This window comes from Schlesneria paludicola DSM 18645 (genome assembly GCF_000255655.1).
Taxonomy (GTDB): domain Bacteria; phylum Planctomycetota; class Planctomycetia; order Planctomycetales; family Planctomycetaceae; genus Schlesneria; species Schlesneria paludicola.
On sequence record NZ_JH636434.1, the window covers coordinates 1,735,080 to 1,753,734 of the forward strand.

Annotated in this window: 13 protein-coding genes; 6 read left to right on the forward strand and 7 right to left on the reverse strand. The window is 54.6% G+C overall.

Annotated features, from left to right (window positions below; genetic code table 11):
• The first annotated feature begins 142 nt into the window (after window positions 1-142).
• Window positions 143-1,726: a glycogen synthase GlgA gene (gene glgA, locus OSO_RS42705; RefSeq protein ID WP_010582995.1), complete on the forward strand. Its 1,584-nt coding sequence runs from the start codon at window positions 143-145 to the stop codon at window positions 1,724-1,726.
• Between the two features lie 165 nt (window positions 1,727-1,891).
• Complete coding sequence (galT, locus tag OSO_RS0108535; RefSeq protein WP_029246791.1) at window positions 1,892-2,908, forward strand: galactose-1-phosphate uridylyltransferase; 1,017 nt, start codon at window positions 1,892-1,894, stop codon at window positions 2,906-2,908.
• On the opposite strand, the gene OSO_RS0108540 is transcribed toward galT, so the two are convergent.
• Both OSO_RS0108540 and OSO_RS47645 read right to left on the reverse strand, forming a co-directional pair.
• On the reverse strand, window positions 2,890-4,506 hold the full coding sequence (locus OSO_RS0108540; RefSeq protein WP_010582997.1) for a DUF8689 domain-containing protein: 1,617 nt from the start codon (window positions 4,504-4,506) through the stop codon (window positions 2,890-2,892). The two genes, galT and OSO_RS0108540, sit on opposite strands and share 19 nt — an antisense overlap.
• A 166-nt stretch (window positions 4,507-4,672) precedes the next feature.
• Complete coding sequence (locus OSO_RS47645) at window positions 4,673-7,063, reverse strand: ATP-binding protein (protein WP_157605098.1); 2,391 nt, start codon at window positions 7,061-7,063, stop codon at window positions 4,673-4,675.
• 546 nt (window positions 7,064-7,609) lie between these two features.
• On the opposite strand from OSO_RS47645, the gene OSO_RS0108560 reads away from it, so the two are divergent.
• The 3 genes from OSO_RS0108560 (at window position 7,610) to OSO_RS0108570 (ending at window position 10,269) form a co-directional block, all read left to right on the forward strand.
• Window positions 7,610-7,885 carry a hypothetical protein gene (locus tag OSO_RS0108560; protein WP_010582999.1) on the forward strand — a complete coding sequence of 92 codons (276 nt, stop codon included), beginning with the start codon at window positions 7,610-7,612 and terminating at the stop codon, window positions 7,883-7,885.
• 293 nt (window positions 7,886-8,178) lie between these two features.
• Window positions 8,179-8,979: a 4-hydroxy-tetrahydrodipicolinate reductase gene (gene dapB, locus OSO_RS0108565; protein WP_010583000.1), complete on the forward strand. Its 801-nt coding sequence runs from the start codon at window positions 8,179-8,181 to the stop codon at window positions 8,977-8,979.
• Between the two features lie 39 nt (window positions 8,980-9,018).
• A complete protein-coding gene (locus tag OSO_RS0108570) occupies window positions 9,019-10,269 on the forward strand; it encodes an aminotransferase class V-fold PLP-dependent enzyme (RefSeq protein ID WP_010583001.1) in 1,251 nt (416 codons plus the stop codon).
• A 157-nt stretch (window positions 10,270-10,426) separates the two neighbouring features.
• On the opposite strand, the gene OSO_RS0108575 is transcribed toward OSO_RS0108570, so the two are convergent.
• The 4 genes from OSO_RS0108575 to OSO_RS0108605 form a co-directional block, all read right to left on the reverse strand.
• Complete coding sequence (locus tag OSO_RS0108575) at window positions 10,427-10,843, reverse strand: hypothetical protein (protein ID WP_010583002.1); 417 nt, start codon at window positions 10,841-10,843, stop codon at window positions 10,427-10,429.
• A gap of 560 nt (window positions 10,844-11,403) precedes the next feature.
• Complete coding sequence (locus OSO_RS0108595; RefSeq protein ID WP_010583004.1) at window positions 11,404-12,321, reverse strand: type II secretion system F family protein; 918 nt, start codon at window positions 12,319-12,321, stop codon at window positions 11,404-11,406.
• An 82-nt stretch (window positions 12,322-12,403) separates the two neighbouring features.
• On the reverse strand, window positions 12,404-13,375 hold the full coding sequence (locus OSO_RS0108600; RefSeq protein WP_010583005.1) for a type II secretion system F family protein: 972 nt from the start codon (window positions 13,373-13,375) through the stop codon (window positions 12,404-12,406).
• Between the two features lie 82 nt (window positions 13,376-13,457).
• Window positions 13,458-14,783, reverse strand: coding sequence for a TadA family conjugal transfer-associated ATPase (locus tag OSO_RS0108605; RefSeq protein WP_010583006.1), 1,326 nt, complete (start codon window positions 14,781-14,783; stop codon window positions 13,458-13,460).
• Between the two features lie 569 nt (window positions 14,784-15,352).
• On the opposite strand from OSO_RS0108605, the gene glmS reads away from it, so the two are divergent.
• Window positions 15,353-17,215, forward strand: coding sequence for a glutamine--fructose-6-phosphate transaminase (isomerizing) (gene glmS, locus OSO_RS0108615; RefSeq protein ID WP_010583008.1), 1,863 nt, complete (start codon window positions 15,353-15,355; stop codon window positions 17,213-17,215).
• Window positions 17,216-17,502: 287 nt separating this feature from the next.
• Here the strand turns inward: glmS and OSO_RS42715 are convergent, their stop codons facing one another.
• Entirely contained in the window at window positions 17,503-17,691 is a 189-nt protein-coding gene (locus OSO_RS42715) for a carbon storage regulator (RefSeq protein ID WP_010583009.1), read from the reverse strand.
• Window positions 17,692-18,655 lie beyond the last annotated feature (964 nt).

Here is an 18,655-nt window from a genome sequence, read left to right on the forward strand (position 1 = left end):
TAATCAGCCCGAATCGACATCACTTTGTCCCTCGACAGGATTATCCAGGCATGTCAATCTGGAGCAATCGACGCATGCGTGCCGATACGGGGTCAGATGTCGCGCCGGCGTGCGCGGTCCCGATCAAAGATCAAACAACGTTGTGGCGTCGCCGGCAGAGCTTGTCGAGCGGCGTGAAGGCTGCCAGTTCATGCGGATCGTACTCGCCAGTTCCGAAGCAGTTCCCTTTTCGAAAACCGGCGGACTTGCCGATGTCGCCGCGGCGCTGCCCAAGGCACTGGGACAAATTGGTCACGAAGTTTCGTTGATCACACCTCACTATCCGCGAATGATCTCGAAGGGGGGCGAACAAGCACCGCCAATCGAGCCAACGGGCATTTCACTTCGCGTGATGGTCGGTTCCAAACAAGTGGAAGGCCGAATCCTCAGGTCTACCTTGCCGGGGTCCAAAGTCACGGTTTACCTGATCGATCAGCCTGGGTATTTCGATCGTGCAGGGTTGTATGTCGAGCACGATCAGGACTATCGCGATAACAGCGAACGCTTCATTTTCTTCAGCCGCGCGGTCATGGAAGCGATTCGATTGCTGAACCTGAGGCCCGATATCGTTCACGCCAACGACTGGCAGACAGGCCTCGTCCCCGCCCTGGTCAACATCGAATATCGAGGCACCCCGGGCTTTGAACAAACCGCGTCCGTCTTCACAATTCACAACATGGCCTTCCAGGGCCAGTTCTGGCATTGGGACATGCTGCTAACCGGATTGGACTGGAAGTACTTCAACTGGAAACAGATGGAATGTTACGGCCATCTGAATCTCTTGAAGACAGGAATCACCTTCGCGGATCTGGTCACGACTGTCAGTCCAACGTACGCACGCGAGATCCGAACCCCTGAGTTTGGCTGTGGTTTGAATGGAGCATTAACGTCGCGTCAGGCCGATCTTGTCGGAATTCTGAATGGGGTTGATACCGAAGTCTGGAATCCTCAGACCGATACAAAAATCGTGAAAACCTATTCGGCGTCGACACTGAACGCGGGCAAAGCCGCTTGTAAGGCGGCAGTTCAAGAACGCCTGGGGCTGCCGAAAAATCCGTCGGTCCTGCTACTGGGCAGCATCTCGCGCATGACGCATCAGAAAGGGTTTCAACTGGTCGAGCAATGTGCGTCCATGCTGCTCGATCAGGACATCCAGCTCATTTTTCTTGGATCAGGCGAACCACGTTTCGAGGGCTTGCTGCAAGACCTGGCGCGTCAGAAGCCCGACAAGGTTGCAACGACGATCGGCTACGATGAAGAGCTGTCGCATCAGATCGAAGCGGGCGCCGACGCGTTTCTGATGCCGAGTGAGTTTGAGCCGTGCGGGTTGAACCAAATGTACAGCCTGATCTATGGAACGGTCCCGATTGTTCGCGCGGTCGGCGGGCTGGCTGATTCCGTCGTCGATGCCACCGACGAGAACGTTGAGAAAGGAATTGCGAACGGCTTCAGCTTCCGCGAATTCCGCAGCGACGTTCTGTTCTGGAACATCTGTCGCGCCCGATCCATGTTCTCTGATCCTCAGAAATGGAATCGTCTGCAGCAGGTCGGAATGAAACAAGACTGGTCCTGGAAGTCGAGCGCGAACGAGTATGTTCGCGTCTATGACCGTGCCCTGGCCAAGCGAACGGCTCCTGTCGGTATTGGTGCGGGAGCGAGCAACCACGACAATTCGCCACAGAATTGATACCGTTCAGCGCATCCTTCCACCAGAACACAGATCGCGTGGGACTGATCACAAATGGCTGTGTGACAGCGTTTCCGGCCTCCATGGCGAATGGTCATCAGAAGCGGCATTCAGGCGACACAGCAGAAAACTTCGCCTGATATCGACTCGAAAGAATTGAACGCCATGCCGGAATTTCGTAAGGACCCGCTCTTCGACCGGTGGGTCGTGATTGCCCCCGAACGTGCAAATCGCCCATTTGAAATCCTGGACGCAACGGTCTCGCAGTCGACGTTCGACGATCCATTTGCCGAAGGAAATGAATCGGCCACTCCCTCCGAAGTTTTGGCCTATCGGAATGCGGGTTCAACCGCCAACGGCCCAGGCTGGCGTGTCCGAATTGTTCCAAACCAATTTCCCGCAGTCGATCGCAATGGCGGCCTTGGAACACACTCGGACGGGTTGAATCTCACCGTCGAGGCCTGGGGCGTTCATGACGTCATCGTCGAATGCCCGCATTGCGAATCGAATCTTTCTCATTTGAGCGTCGAGAACGTTCGCGAGGTCTTCCTGGCTTATCGCGACCGGATGCTGGATCTCAAAGGTGATCCTCGGATCGCTCATATTTCGATCTTTAAGAATCAGGGCCAATCCGCGGGCGCATCGGTGCGACATTCACACTCACAGCTGATTGCAACTCCGATTGTGCCGCCATTGATTCAAGAGGAGCTGTCACGCGCCCTGGACCACTATGAAAAGACGAGCCAATCGATTTATCAGAAGATCATCGAAGACGAACTGCGGATAGGGGCCCGCGTGGTGCTCGCAACAGATCACTTTGTGGCAATTTGCCCCTTTGCCAGCCGATTCAGCTTTGAAACCTGGATCATCCCCCAACGCTCGAACAGCCACTATTTTCAGCTCACGCCGATCGAAGTGGACGACCTGGGGACGGTGGTGAAGACAATTCTGTGCAAGCTGGAACTGGCTTGCGACAATCCCCCCTACAACCTGGCCATTCACACGGCACCGGTCCGCGCGGAAGATCATCCCTCGTTTTCATGGCATCTCGAAATTCTGCCGCGAATCTCGGGGATTGCCGGGTTTGAATGGGGGGCGGGCATCCATATTAATTCCATGCCCCCCGAACAGGCCGCAGCGACACTCAGGTCGACGGCCTGCGATCACATGATCGAGAAGTAGTTCATCACCGCGAAGTCGAACGCAGCAGGCGACATCTTGCGAGGTGTCGCCTTGTAGGTGCAATAGTTTTTGACCTGCAGCAGAAGGTCACGTGGCTGACATGACCGAAAGGGACGATCGACCTTGTGATAGTGAACTTCGATCAGATAGTTCACGGCGTCTTCGTCGTATTGAAAGCCCATCTTTGGCGAGAGTCGTCGAATGATCTCGCGAAACTCATCATCGCTTGGATCAGGCACCTGAATCTTGTATGGAATTCGTCGCAAGAACGCTCCATCGACCAGATTCTTGGGTTCAAGGTTCGTCGAAAAAATGATGAGTTGATCGAACGGCACCTGGATCTTCTTGCCGCTGGGTAGATTGAGAAAGTCATATCGCTTTTCGAGCGGCACGATCCAACGATTGAGCAGTTCATCGACGGGCATTCGCTGGCGGCCAAAGTCATCGATCACCAGTGTTCCGCAGTTGCTCTTCAGTTGCAGCGGTGCTTCGCAAACTTTGGTCTGCTGGTTCTGACAAACCTCCAGTTCGGACATCGTCAGTTCACCGCCGGCCACGACGGTCGGACGCACGATCTGAACCCAACGTGGATCGACTCCCGAAAGGTCGAACAGTGCGTGATTGGATTCCGTTTCGACTTCTTCATGAACGCCTGGGTCGTACAGTCTGATGATATCGCCGTCCACGCCAAGCGATCGCGGAATCCAGATTGTGGTCCCAAAGCAGCGCGTAATTCGTTCCGCGATGCTCGTTTTTCCATTTCCCGGTGCGCCAAACAGAAACATTCCTCGGCCCGAATTGATGGCCGGCCCCAGTTGATCAAGCAGCGCCGGGTTGATCAACAGATCCGCAAACGCCTCGCGCAGCGCCGCCTCGCCGACCGTTTGTTTGGCGATGCTTTGAACTTCCATTGCCTTGAGATAGTCGCGCAGACAAACGGGTGCCGCCCCGTAGTATGTGCATTCTTCCGAAAATCGTCGGGCGCGCTCGCGGCCCTGTTCGGTGATTCCATATTCATAGTCGCCCATGTCCACCGAATTCATCAGCATCAACAGCTGATCGAACTTCAACGACTTGAGTAACGGATCAACGATGCCGAACGGCAGCCGAATCTGATGCGCAATCGCCCGACCGCTGGAGGTCCCCTTCTGCAGCAAAAATTTCAGAATCAGTCGTTCGACTTCTTCTGCCGACAATCCAGACTCCTGCAGCGATTCGGGAACTTTAGGAATGAACTCTTCGACATCCTCTGATTGTTTGCTACCCAGAAGTGTCTGCACTCGATTGAAGAGTGCGGAAAGTCGAGAATCCGCCAAGACCGCACTCGGTACATGCCGCTTCGGCATCCAGACCGCCGAAGAATCAGGCTGCGGTTCGGGTGCGTCGATCGCCATGTCAGTCTGAACGTCTTCCGCTTCAATATCGATCTGCGCTGACATAATGACCGTCTTGCCGAGATCGAGAGCGCTGGTTCCAGTGTCCTTATCGCCCTCAATGCCCTTCTCGACCGAGGACTCGTCCGCGGGACGACTGCCAGTACTTGCGGTGTTCGCCCCCGCTCGCATCAACAACGCCGCTCGAAGATTTGGAAATTCCATGGTTGCCATCACTGTCATTATGAATCGGATCGTGGTCGCGATTGAGGCAGTTCGACACACCCACAGCGTCGAGAGTTGCGATCAATCCGTCGGGGTTTGAAGCGAGATTCGTGCATTCCTGGGAAGGATCGCCGTGTTGAGCGATGCCCCCTTGCAATTGATCCTGCTAAGTCGAAGTTGCGGCCAGGGGCTCCAGTTCTTCTGCGACGGCTTTCGCCAGTTCGTCGATTTCGTCCAGCACCGCCCCGATTCGATCGTAGCAACGCTGATTCGCCATTCTTTCAAGACGACTCGAAGGGATTGTGAACTGTTCGTAGCCCGCCGTTCCCCCACTGCCTTTGAGCCAGTGTGCCAACTCGACTAACTCATTCCATTCTTCAGCGGCATAGGCCAACTTCATCCGTTCCACCTGACGCGTCAGCTTGACGGAAAATTCTTGCACGATTTCGAGAAAGATTTCGTCGTCCAGCGGCAAAGCACATGAAACACGAACTTTCGGCCGCGGTTGATCGAGCGTGACATCCGAAGCGATCTCGTCGATGGCAACGACATTCTCAGTGACCGACTTTCGGTCGGTATTGAATCGGACGCGCTCGATTGGGGACGTGCCCCGATCCATAGTACGACCGTTCAGAAGTTCCGAGAGTTTTGTCAGCAACCTCGCTTCTTGAATCGGCTTGGTCAGATATTCTGAACAGCCTGCCTTGCGGCATTTCTCGGCATCCCCGGACATGGCATGTGCCGTCAGAGCGACGATCGGAATCGTCAGCCCCTTCGCTCGCAGTTCGGTTGCCGCGGTGTATCCGTCTTTCACGGGCATCTGCATATCCATCAGGATGACGTCGAATTCTCGCGACGTCGCCAAGTCCACTCCGACCTGACCGTTCACCGCATCCGTGACCTCGATCCCGTGATGTTCCAGCATCTTATGAATCAGTCGTCGATTGGTATCGCCGTCTTCAACAAGTAGTACGCGACAACCTCGAGGCACCGATTCGATCGGATCGATGCCATCGGGATTCGCAGTGGGAATCACGTCGGCAACGGGAGCGGATGCGTGCAGTTCCAACTGTCCGACGCTTCCCGTCGCGACAACAACGGTAAACGTGCTGCCAATACCTGGTTCACTTTCAACAGTCAGTGAACCTCCCAAAACTTCGGCCATCTGGCGGCTGATACTCAACCCAAGCCCTGTTCCACCAAATCGACGCGTCATTGACGCATCCGCCTGTGAGAACGGCGTGAAAATTGTTTCGAGCTTGTCGGACGCAATTCCGATTCCGGAATCGATAACCTGGATCTGCAGGCTGCGCTGATTGACGGCAAGACGAGCAATCACGTGCACGCCACCACGCTCGGTAAACTTGATGGCATTTCCAATCAGATTGATCAGCAGTTGCCGGAGCTTCGCCGGATCAGTCGTAATTCGTTTAGGCACCGGTCCGACCCATTGATAGTCAAGTCCCAGTCCTTTCGTCAGCGCATTGACCCGAGAGATGGAAATCACATCGGCGATCAATTGATGGGGCGAGACTGGAATGCTTTCGGTCGTCATGCATCCTGCCTCGATCTTCGAAAGATCGAGAATATCGTTGATCAGCCCCATCAAATGCTGGCCGCTGGAACAGATCGTATTCAGGAACTCGACACGTTCTTCGTCACTGTCGACATTCCCTTCGCGAAGCATATGCGCAAAGCCAATGATGGCATTCATCGGAGTCCGGATCTCGTGACTCATATTGGCAAGAAACACCGATTTCGCGACCGAGGCCGCTGTTGCCTCTTGTGTCTTTTGCTGCAATTCAAGCGTGCGTGCTTCGACCAGGTGTTCCAGATTCTGTTGGTGGCGATCGAGTTCTGCGTCACGCGCTTCAATCGTTGCCAGCATTTCGTTGAAACGGTCGACCAGTTCGCCCAGTTCATCGCCCGAATTCTTCTCGGCGCGGACCGAGTAGTCTCCGCTTTGCGTGATGCTTCGCACCGTGTCGACAAGATGCAGAACCGGGCCTGAAATGAAGCGTTGCAATCGAGTGGCGAGTGCCACAGCCACGAGAAGACTGAGGCAAAACATGTAGGCGGCAACGATAAACTGATCGCGCCAGCGCGATTCAAGTTTCTCGGTACTAATCCGCAAGTAGAGGTGCCCGTAGACCGACTTGTCGCGGCGAATCGGGCGAACAATGTGCAACACACCCTCTTCGAACGTCCCGTTCATCGACTGGGCCCAGTTCAGCCCCGGAACGGCAGTCACCTGACTTTGAATCGTCGCACAGGCGTTTTGATCCTGGTCATAGAGACTCGCGAAGACGACCTGATGATCTTTTCGGATCGACGAGAGCGTCTGGGTCGCGGTGCCGAGATCTTTCGCTTCAAGTGAATTCAGACAGTTCTGCCCGAGCAGATCTGCCAGCGTCACGTAACTTTCGACCATTGCCATCTGGGAAAGCTGTCGATCGATCATCGTCACAGTGGAAATGACGGCCACCATCGACAGCAACGTCGTCACGACGGCCAGCAAGGTCAATTTCCAACTGATCGAAATGTCACGAAATCTCATGCTCCCCCCATTCGCGGGCGGCCTTAAGTCGGCGATGCGGAATTCACTCTCCTGTATTCGCAATCCATCAACATGTTCATAGGTTTTGCCAGAAATCCGGATCTGACTTTTTTGCCCGTGTTTCCCAGAAACAACAGAGACCAGTAGGCAGATGTCGACCACTGCCGCTTGAGCGGCGCAATCCGGTTGTGCGGACAGAAGAGGAAATATCGAATTTGCAACATTCGACCGGCAATTCGCTGCCAAAACCGCGAGCCGGCTTGCCGCCGCTCTCAATACACGAATTCGTGAAAGCTGGCCGATCGGGCGCGGCACCTGGCCAAAATCATTGTTGCAGATCGGCAGCCACCACCTGTCGATGATGCTTGATTTCAGAGGCGGCTGTCAGATATCGTCGAGTTAGCCGAAAGCTTCAGACTGAATTGAATTCGACTGACAGGATCTGGGGCGTCGAACCCATCGGATCGGAACGTCGACTTTTGGAACGGTCATGGGGACGACGTCACTGCAACGTTTTTCAACACCTGCCATGATGACGAGGTATTGATGGCGAAGAAGAAAGCCGCGGGAGGGCTTGATGGTTCTCGCATCCGAGTGAAAGCAGGGGTGAATTCGCCCGAGTTCCCTGAAATCCCCTTAGCCGGATGGACGGGAACTGTCGTGGAAACGTCGGGGAAAGCGCCGGAACAGAAAGTGATCATCGAATGGGATGCGGCGACACTTGCTGCCATGCCACGCGAATACATTTCAAAATGCGAATCTGAACAACTCTACTATGTCATGGCCAGTTTGGATGGCCATGATGTAGAAGTGTTGGCCTAGGACAGGATGCGTACGGATTGCGTCTGAGGATCGCGCGTTCTGAATCCAAAATCCGTCGTCGGTCCCAATGCTGGTGTCGAATTCTCGATTCATTCTGCTTGCTGCATCATCTGCTTGCCCCGATGATGTCTTGTGCAGGAATTCATCTCGTCGCGAACTTTCAGGTCGAATGATCTGTCCAATCGCGGAGACCGGTTCTTTTGCAACTTGACTGCGCACTGGACCAGGCAGCAGCAAAGCTCGAATGCTCAATAATATCAATCGATGGCGGCCGCCATATAAGGAAATTTAGTATGGGAAGCGTGTTGAAACTGGGCGTCAATGGTGCCGCCGGTCGGATGGGACAACGAGTCGTCGCCCTGGCTGCACAGGATCCTGGACTGAAAGTAACGGCCGCATACGAGTCGGCGTCATCGTCAAGAATTGGCCAGGACGTTGGAACTCTCGCTGGAATCGGCGAATTGGGTGTACGCGTCACATCGACTGTCGGGACGCCGGTGGATGTCATCATCGACTTTTCGACTCCCGAAGGCTGTTCACACATTCTGGCGATTTGCCTCGAGAAGAAGATACCTCTGGTCATCGCCACGACGGGACTGACCCCAGAACAGAAGGCCGCCATCTCGACGGCGTCGCAATCGACGCCAATTCTCATGGCGCCCAGCATGAGCCTTGCCGTCAACATCGCGATGAAATTGGTCGCCGACGCTGGTCGAGCCCTGAAGAACCATAGCAGCGGCGTCGATGTCGAAGTCATCGAACGACACCATCGATTCAAAGAAGACGCCCCCAGCGGCACCGCGCTCAAGTTCGGCGAGATCGTCGCACTTGAGATGGGGCAGACGAATCACGTACATGGACGTGAAGGACGCACTGGCCAGCGGCCCCGAAATGAAATCGGTTATCATGCCTTGCGAGTCGGCGACAATGTCGGCGAACACACGATCGTATTCGGGATGCTCGGCGAAACACTGGAAGTTGCCGTGCGCGGACAGTCTCGCGACAGCTACGCGTCGGGGTCGCTGACGGCAGCCAAGTTTCTGGCTGGTCAATCGGCCGGACTGTATTCGATGAGCGATGCCTTGAACTTGTAACGCTGATGTAGATACCTCTTGCTCGATCGCTGAACTCAAATGACTACCGCCTCGCAGACAGAATTTGATGTCGAAGCCGTGCGCCGCGATTTTCCGATTCTTTCGCAACGCCTGCAGCACGATCGGCCTCTCGTGTATCTCGATACCGCGGCCACGTCTCAGAAGCCGCGTGTCGTCATCGACAAGATGGTCGAATGCTTTGAGCACTACAATTCCAATGTCCATCGCGGCATTCACCAATTGGGTGATCGCATGACGACGGAACTCGAAGCCGCGCGAGAAAAAGTTCAGCGTTTCATCGGAGCGCCCGAAGTCGACGAGATCGTCTTCACTTCGGGAACGACGATGTCGCTGAACATGGTTGCACATGGATGGGCCAGAAAGTTCTTGAAGCCCGGCGACGAGGTCCTGGTTAATGCCATGGAGCACCACGCAAATCTGGTGCCCTGGCAACTGGCCGTGAAAGCCACGGGTGCCACCCTGAAGTTCATCCCGCTGACGGCGGATGGACGGCTGGATCTGACGAACATTGACGCATTGATCACCACGAAGACAAAGCTGCTCGCCGTCACAGCGATGTCAAATGTGCTGGGAACGATCAATCCAATTGATGAGTTGGCACAACGCGTCCACGCCGTCGGCGGGTTGATTTGCGTCGATGGGGCGCAGAGTGTTCCGCACGACATTACCAACGTGAAAACGTCGGGAATTGATTTCCTGGCATTCTCGGGACACAAGCTTTACGGTCCGACCGGCATTGGTGTGCTTTACGCCCGAAAATCTCTGCTCGAAGCCATGGACCCATTCCTCGCGGGGGGCCACATGATTCGCGAAGTCTTCGAACAAACCTCGACTTGGGCCGATCCTCCCGCCAAATTTGAAGCGGGAACCTGTGCTTTCGTCGAAGCGGTCGCTCTCGGCACAGCCATTGACTATGTCCAGTCGCTGGGGCTCAAAGCGATCTCCGACTACGAACATCAATTGTCGGCCTACGCACATCGGCGCCTGGCTGAAGTCTCTGGACTACGGGTTCTTGGCCCGGGACTTGAACATAAGGGAGCGATTGCCAGCTTTGTCGTCGATGGAGTGCATCCACACGACTTGTCGGATCTACTCGACCGGGAAGGCGTCGCAATCCGCGCGGGACATCACTGCACAATGCCACTACACGATTTACTGGAAGTGACCTCGACCGCACGGGCGAGCTTCGCATTCTACAACACGACGGGCGAAGTTGACGCTTTGATCGATGCCCTACAAGGGGCGCGCAAAGTGTTTCGACTCCGTTGATTCACTGGATGTCGATTCAGCGGCCGTGATCGCGTGCATCTCGATCCGAGGAGTGCTCGATCACGTCGCCAACCCGATTTCTGATCTATCCAGACCATCGTCGATACATGAATCACGATGGTCTGGCGGTTCCATCGTGATCAGTTGCGCGCCTGGACTACCAGAGTTCTTCGATCTGCTGCTGATTCACGATGGCGCGACGGCCGACGCCAAATCGACGCGGGGAAACGGACGTGATCCGTAACCAGACCTGCCTGTCTTCATGCCAGCCTTCGACCGACAAGTGAGCGCCCAGATCATCGCCGCGGCCAAGCGACTGCGACTGCCATGACACGGCCTCGACATCCGAGAACAAACGGATCAGTCCAGACACATCAACGCTGAATCCGGCGCTGCACATCAAGCCATCTTGCGATCCGCCCACGATCTCTGTTTTCGATGCAAACAGAGTCACCTCCCAGATCTCTTGGACCTGTTGAAAATGACATCCAAGCGGCGAAAGGACATCGTGAGAATGAATGTTGGCAGCGACCGAGTCAACAAACTGCGACAACCAATCAGGAGGAGAGACCATCGAGCGTATATCCCCGAGTTTTCGGACCGTGCAAATCACAACAACACATCAGGTGAGTCCTGACACGATTGGCATTTTCGATGCCGCGTGGAGAAAAAGCATCATTCGAAACGGCAACATGTTGTCGGCTTGCGCGAGTCGTGCAAATTCCCAGGATCAAACCGATTGTCGGACGCGAAGCGTGATCTCAAGTCATCAGTGACTTCGATCCTTGTTTGTCTGTTTTTCACGGAAAAGACAGGCCCTTTAGGGTATCGATGCCTCATTCAGACGATCGATCCGAGATTGGTATGTTTGATTGCGATCTGGGCACTTCCACCGGGATCAGCGCGCCTGCCGGCCCGATTTGACACCAAATCTGTTCAGTCTGGTCAACATGGCGTTCATGGTATTGAACACCCTTCTTGAAGGGTTGTTTCAGGAGCATGACGCTGGACACTTCAAGCATCGTCAGCCAGGGTTGGGCGCAGGTGTGATTCCCCCGTGGATCGAAGTCGGCGGCGAGCTCATTTGCTCAAATGTCGCGACTCCCCGCTCCGCCGAACGGCATGTTGACTGAACTACATGTTGACCATCTTGATTGCAGCCGGGCCGACCAGGACCACGAAGATTCCGGGGAAGATAAACAGGATCATCGGGAAGAGCATCTGCACGGCCGTTTTCTGAGCCTTTTCTTCGGCCATTTGTCGGCGCTTGGTGCGCATGGCGTCAGACTGGACGCGAAGTGCCTGGGCGATCGACGATCCGAATCGTTCCGATTGGATCAAGGTCGCAACCAACGCCTTCATGTCGTCGCAACCCGTTCGCACACCGAGATCGTGCAAGACGTCACGTCGAGCACGGCCCATCTGGAGTTGCATGTTGGCGAGACTGAGCTCGCTACACAGTTCCGGTGCCGAGTCATTCAATTCTTCGACGATGCGCCGCATTCCGGCATCCAGGCCCAGTCCAGCTTCAACACAGACAACCAGCAGGTCCAGGCAGTCAGGCATCGACAGAAAAATCTTCTTCTTTCGCGATGACGAAAGAAACGCGATCGCCAGGTCCGGAATGTAGAACAAGAATCCGGCGACACAGGCGATCGTCAGATAGCCGTTTTGGGTGGGCCCATAGGTCAGCATTCCCACACCACCGCCCAAGACCGCTCCGACGCATAGCAGCAGCATCTTCGACGCGAGATAAATCTGCTGCGCGTTCGGCAAATTGTATCCGGCTGTCGCCAGGCGCACGCGAAGCTCGTTGCTTTCCAACTCCGATTTTGGCTGCAAGGCTTTGGAGAGCGTTGGTGCCGCCCTTTCGAGCAACGTCATTCCGTTTTTGTTTTTCCCTTTGGCGCGTTCACGCAAAGTCGGATCTCGCAATTCTTCCAAGCGTTCGATGGCGCGAGACTCGTCCTTTGCGAACAGATTCATGACGGCCCAGACACCCCCAGCGAAGGCAACAAAGATGATCCAGGGCAGCAACATGGTGATCGTCATAATGACCTCGAACTCACTTGCGAAAAGAATTTTCCAAATCCGCCATCAACAAATCGGGCTGTGACTGCGATTCCACGAACGATCAAACCTTGATATCGATGATCTTCTTGATGACGAACGCGCCAACGATCTGCATGAGAATGGCAAAGCCAATCATCTTCTTGCCGAACTCATTGCTGAACAGCAGCATCACATAGTCACGGTTGATGAAATACACCGCGATAAACAATCCGATCGGCAGGGCCATCAGGACGGCACCGCTCAACCGACCTTCACCCGTGAGCGCTTGAACCATCCCAAGGATCTTGAATCGTTCGCGAACCACATCGCAGATCTTGTCAATGATTTCCGCGAGGTCACCACCGGTCTGTCGCTGGATGGAAACAGCCGTCACGAAGAACTTCAGATCGAGATTCGGCATTCTCTTCTGCATGTTCTTCAACGCCGTTTCAATCGGAATCCCCAGGTTTTGCTCTTCGTAGGCCCGCATGAATTCAACGGAGATGGGTGCCGACATTTCTTCCGCCACCATATGCAACCCGGCATTCAGGCTGTGCCCCGAGCGCAGTGCACGTGCGATCAATCCGAGTGCGTCGGGAATCTGCTTACCAAATTTGGCAAAACGACGACTGCGGCGAAAGACCAACCACAGAATCGGTAGCGGGCCCGTCATCAAGGCAAACACCGGCAGCAATGGAGTGGGCATCTGGGTTACAAATCCCAGAATAGGCCCCAAGAGCCCGCAGCCGACACAGAGCAGGACGAGAGCCTGCATATCGATGGGCGAATTGGCCTGTTCCAGGAAGGATCCCCAGCCGCGCATTGAGCCGAAGGTCTTACCAAGGACGCTGATTGCACCCGTCCCCAGGCTCGAAAAGTCTTGCCGCATGATCCCACGCGACTTCTCGACATCGATCGTTTTGTTGCCCGCGAGAGCATCAAGACGGTCCTCGGCCTTGGTCTTGGTGAATTCCTTGGACATTGACATCAATGCTGCTGCGAGCGCTGCCGCAGCCACGAACGCAGCAATCGAGATGATCAGTACGGGGCTCATTTCAGATCTTTCCAGTTTCAGATCTTATTGGTGTCAGATCTTTTCGAGGCAAGACGATCACAACGACCGATCCAGTTCAGGTTCAGCGACCCAATGGACGTTGGGCAAACAGATTCGATGGCAATTTCACGCCAGCCGATTCCAGTCGAGGCATGAACGAGGGTCGAACCCCCGTCGCTTCAAAATGGCCGAATGCCCGTCCGGTTTCGTCGATTCCGTCCTGCTTGAACAAGAACAGATCCTGCATAACGATCTGATCCTGTTCCATGTTCAAGACCTCCGTGATATAGGTCAGACGTCGCGGCCCGCCCTGAAGTCGTTGAACCTGAATGATCAAATCCACAGCACCGGCAAATTGCTGTCGCAGGGCGCGAATTGGCAGTTCGATTCCCCCCATGGAAATCATCGTTTCCAAACGCGAAACCGCGTCACGAGGCGTGTTTGCGTGAATCGTCGTCATGGAACCTTCGTGGCCCGTATTCATTGCCTGCAACATATCCAGCGATTCGGGTCCGCGACATTCACCGATAACGATTCGATCCGGCCGCATTCGCAGGGCGTTCTTCACCAGGTCGGTCGCCGTGACGCGTCCCTTGCCTTCGATATTGGCGGGCCGTGTTTCCAATCGCAGCACATGCTCTTGCTGTAGCTGCAATTCCGCCGCATCTTCGATCGTGATGACACGATGGTCATTCTGAATGAAGCTGGACAGCGTATTCAGCAATGTCGTTTTTCCGGAACCTGTACCACCACTGATGATGATATTCAGACGCGCTTTGATCGCTCCTTCGAGAACCAGCGCGATTTCCGGAGTGAACGCGCCAAACCGCAGCAGATCTTCCAGCCCCAGCGGCTTCGAGCCAAATCGGCGAATCGTCAGCGAGGGACCATCCAGAGCCAAAGGAGGAATGATGGCGTTCACACGCGATCCATCGGGCAGACGAGCGTCCACCATCGGCGACGTTTCATCGATACGGCGCCCGATCCGTGAGACGATTCGGTCAAGAATCTGCATCAGGTGGGCGTTGTCGCGAAAGGTGACTTCTGAACGCTGAATGCGTCCATTCTTTTCGATGAAGACGTTCTTGGGGCCGTTGATCATGATATCCGCCACCCCCTGCTCTTTGAGCAGGATTTCGAGCGGACCATATCCGAATGTCTCGTCAAGAACTTCTTCGATCAATCGCTCGCGTTCTGAACGATTCAGCAGCGCATTCTCGGTGTCGCACAAGTGTTCAATGACAAGGCGAATTTCGCGGCGCAAAGTTTCGCCCTGAAGTTCACCCAGGCGCGAAAGGTCTAGCTTTTCGACCAGTTTGCCATGGATTAGACGTTTCAGACTGTCAAAATCCATCTCGTTGGAGGATGGACCACGACCGCGGGATGAGGAAACAGTGGGGGCTGCCATGATTCGAAAGGACTCCGTTGATCGACGTCGTAGGGAACGATGCTTCGCCGAGGAAGGGCGCAACTTGACTCATCCGAAACCTAGCTCGACTTCTCCCAGGTTGCCGAAACGAAACATACGGATTTCCAGAAATCACCACGCCGTGTTATGAGGATCATGCCGCCTGTTCCATGCAAGCGCGAAAAACCGCGCGCCAACTCGCATCGGAATGTCGCCAAAAGCGAATTCTGAATCGAACGGGCCACCGCAGGCGGAGTTGTCACCGATGTCGTCAAGACAGGCGATGCGCGAGGCAGGCATGGCAGCGCGGACAACGGCAGCGAAAACCAGCATTTTTGCCGATTTTCGCCTCCCGAAAACCTTTGCCGGACGGATCTCGCCCCGTTTTCGGATTTCTGCTATGAGTGCCGCGCGCCCCTTCCGAGGAGCGCGTCCTTGCCTGAAAGATTGCAAGCCAGCCCTATAATTCCTGTGAATCGTTACGAGTCGCCCGAACAGAGCGGAATCAATCTCTCAGTTAGTCATACTCGAAGCTATTTCAATCTCCCGCTGTCCCGGAGTATTCATTCATGTGTGGAATCGTTGGTTACGTCGGGCCGAAGCAAGCATACAGTTACCTGATCGAAGGGCTGTTCCGGCTGGAATACCGTGGCTACGACAGTGCGGGAATCGCGATTCAAGATGGCGAGCAGATTGGCATTCGAAAAAAGACCGGGCGAGTCACCGAACTGGCAGAACTCTGCCGACAGGAACCGCTGAAGGGTTCAATCGGCATCGGACACACTCGCTGGGCCACACACGGCGCGCCGAGCGATACCAATTCTCACCCGCACGTCGGTGGCAATGGCGAAGTCGTGTTGGCTCACAATGGCGTGATCGAAAACTATTCGATCCTTCGCGATCGCCTGCGTGAACTCGGCTATGTCTTTCGCACGTCTACGGACACAGAAGTCGTCGCGCATCTCGTCGCGCACCAGTTGGACGAGTCGATTCGGCTTGGTGCCAGTCCAACGGACGCCAAAACCTGCGTGCAGGCTGTGGAATCCGCCATCAAGCAAATCAAAGGGACATATGGACTTGCGGTGCTTTTCCGCGATGTACCTGATCTTCTCGTCGCGACGCGTCTGGGCAGTCCGCTGGTGGTCGGAATCGGTAAAGGAGAACACTACCTTGCCAGTGATGCCAGCCCGCTGGTCGGGAATACAGAAGAGGTCGTCTACTTGAAGGACCACGAAACGGCTGTGATCACGGCCGATTCGTTCGTGTTGCATCATCAGGATGGCAGCGAACCCGTGGTCTCGATTCATGCGCTCGCACAGACGTCACAAGACACGGACTTGGGCGAGTACGAGCACTACATGCTCAAAGAAATCTTCGAACAACCGCAAACGATCGAGAATGCCATGCGTGGTCGTCTCGATGAAGATGAAGCCACGGCCAAATTTGGCGGCCTGAATATGGATGCCCAGTCGCTACGCCGGATCGATCGCATCGTGTTGACCGCTTGCGGAACAAGCTGGCATGCGGGACTGGTCGGAGAGTACTTGATCGAGGAATTCGCACGAATTCCCGTCGAGGTTGAGTATGCGAGCGAGCTGCGATACCGCAATCCGCCGATGTCGGATCGCACGATGATTTTCGCGATCACGCAAAGTGGAGAAACGGCCGACACCCTGGCGGCGCTACGCGAATGCAAGCGAAAGGGTCATGAGACACTGGCAATCTGTAATACCGTGGGATCGACGATCGCGCGCGAAGCGAATGGCGGTATCTATCTCCACGCCGGTCCGGAAATCGGAGTCGCTTCAACCAAGGCATTTACGTCCCAGGTGACCGTATTAACACTTCTCGCGCTGTTCCTTGGGCGAATGCGACATCTGTCGTATCCCGCCGGACAGCGAATCATCGGACATCTTCGGGAGATGCCAGACAAGATTCGTCAGACGTTGAAATGCTTCGATGCCGTGAAAGAGGTCGCTCGTAAGTACTACACAGCCGAAAATTTCTTGTATCTCGGACGGCTTTACAACTTTCCTGTCGCCTTGGAAGGTGCATTGAAACTCAAGGAAATCAGCTATATCCATGCGGAAGGTTATCCTGCCGCCGAAATGAAGCACGGACCGATCGCCCTGGTCGACGAACACACCCCAAGTGTCTTCATCGCCCCTCGTTGTCAAATCTATCCGAAGGTCATGAGCAATCTGGAAGAAGTGAAAGCTCGAGGTGGTCCGGTGATCGCAATCGCCTGCGAAGGCGATGACAAAATCGCCGAACTCGCCGATGATGTCATATTCGTCCCAGACGTTGACGAGTATCTGCAACCACTTGTCGCATCAATCCCGCTGCAATTGCTGGCCTATCAGATTGCGATTCTAAGAGGTTGCAACGTCGATCGTCCCAGAAATCTGGCAAAGAGCGTCACAGTCGAGTAATTGCAGTCGCTCAAAGCGGCAGAAAACAGAACATGTGTTCACATAAAATCGAACACTGTTCACAACACGTCTTAAAGACGCCGATGGCGCGTACAGCACGAGGACCGCGAAATCCCATTTCGCTATTCTCGGCGACCAACCAGCACTGCAAGGCTTGGCAGTGCTGGAACCCCAAATGGCTGGTACTTAAACCGCCAGTGCGAAAGATTTCGACGCAGCGCGAAAGAACTTTTCACACAAGACGAGAACGGGCGACCACTCGTCTGGATCCCTGAATGCCAGATTGCTCAGTCAACAGAGACCGTACTTAACGTGTCGGTGATTTCAGGAACGAGTTCCATTCGCCGGATCGAAACACTCTCAGGAGCCTCGATTCCAAGGCGAACGCGTCCACCTTTCACTTCCAGAATTGTGACCGTGACCAGTTGGTCTCCGATCTCGATCTTCTGTTTCAGTCCTCGAGTCAGTACAAGCATCATTCCCTCCTTAGAGTAGATCCAGGTTTTCCGTCACCAGAGCCTTACTGAAGCAATTATTAAGCCCGAGTCAAGGTTTCACACGAAAAACTTGAGACATTCACCGGACTCTCCCTATATTCTCCACGAAAAATCGTCGGCGTTTCGTTGGATTCTCGATTTATCACGAAAAATTAGCGGATTTCTCCGAATTGAGTCCTGACTGTTGGACAATGTCTGCGATGTATGCAGAAGCACAGCAACTTGCAACACCGCAGCCAAAACGATGCGTTATGCAACGTCCCATTCGATCTATTCGTTCTCAATTTCGATTCCCCGATTCTCTGACAGATCAAAAGCAGTCGCTCCCGCCGAGAAACCTGCACAGACGAATACATCCCATATCACAAGTTTCAGAACGTCGACGGCCGTTCTTTCAACATCCCGACAACTAACGGGAGATGGGACGAGCATCTGCCAGCCACCCTTCTTGAGCGACTTGCGAACGTCGCGCGGAACAGTCGCGCTCTCACGACTGAATCGTCCCGTCACGAGCAACCAGAACACTGACCCAGAATTTGGCAGTCGGAATCAAGACGAGCGGACCAGCCTCGCAGGGTCAGCTCTCAAGCGCATGGGATTGCTTGAGTGTTCTGTGGTTCCAGCTGCAGGTTCAGAGTCACTGGACCATGAACTCAAACTCCGTTTGTTCTCATCGTGACAGTCGTTCAATACCTGCCAGTTGTAGAGCGACGCGAGGCCACCACGGAAGAGGTCTTTGGCGAGCATTCCAGGGATCGGTGAATGAGTCATTCGAATTTTCGAAAATGTTCCACATTTCGCACAAGGAGTTTGAGGTCGGTTCGATAGATAAGGGACAACGAGTGCATTGCGGGCCAGTAAAGCCAATTCTCGTTCACACGATCCATCTCCACAAACTGTCCTTCGGGACAGACGCCCACGAAACAACGCACTCTGTTTTCTG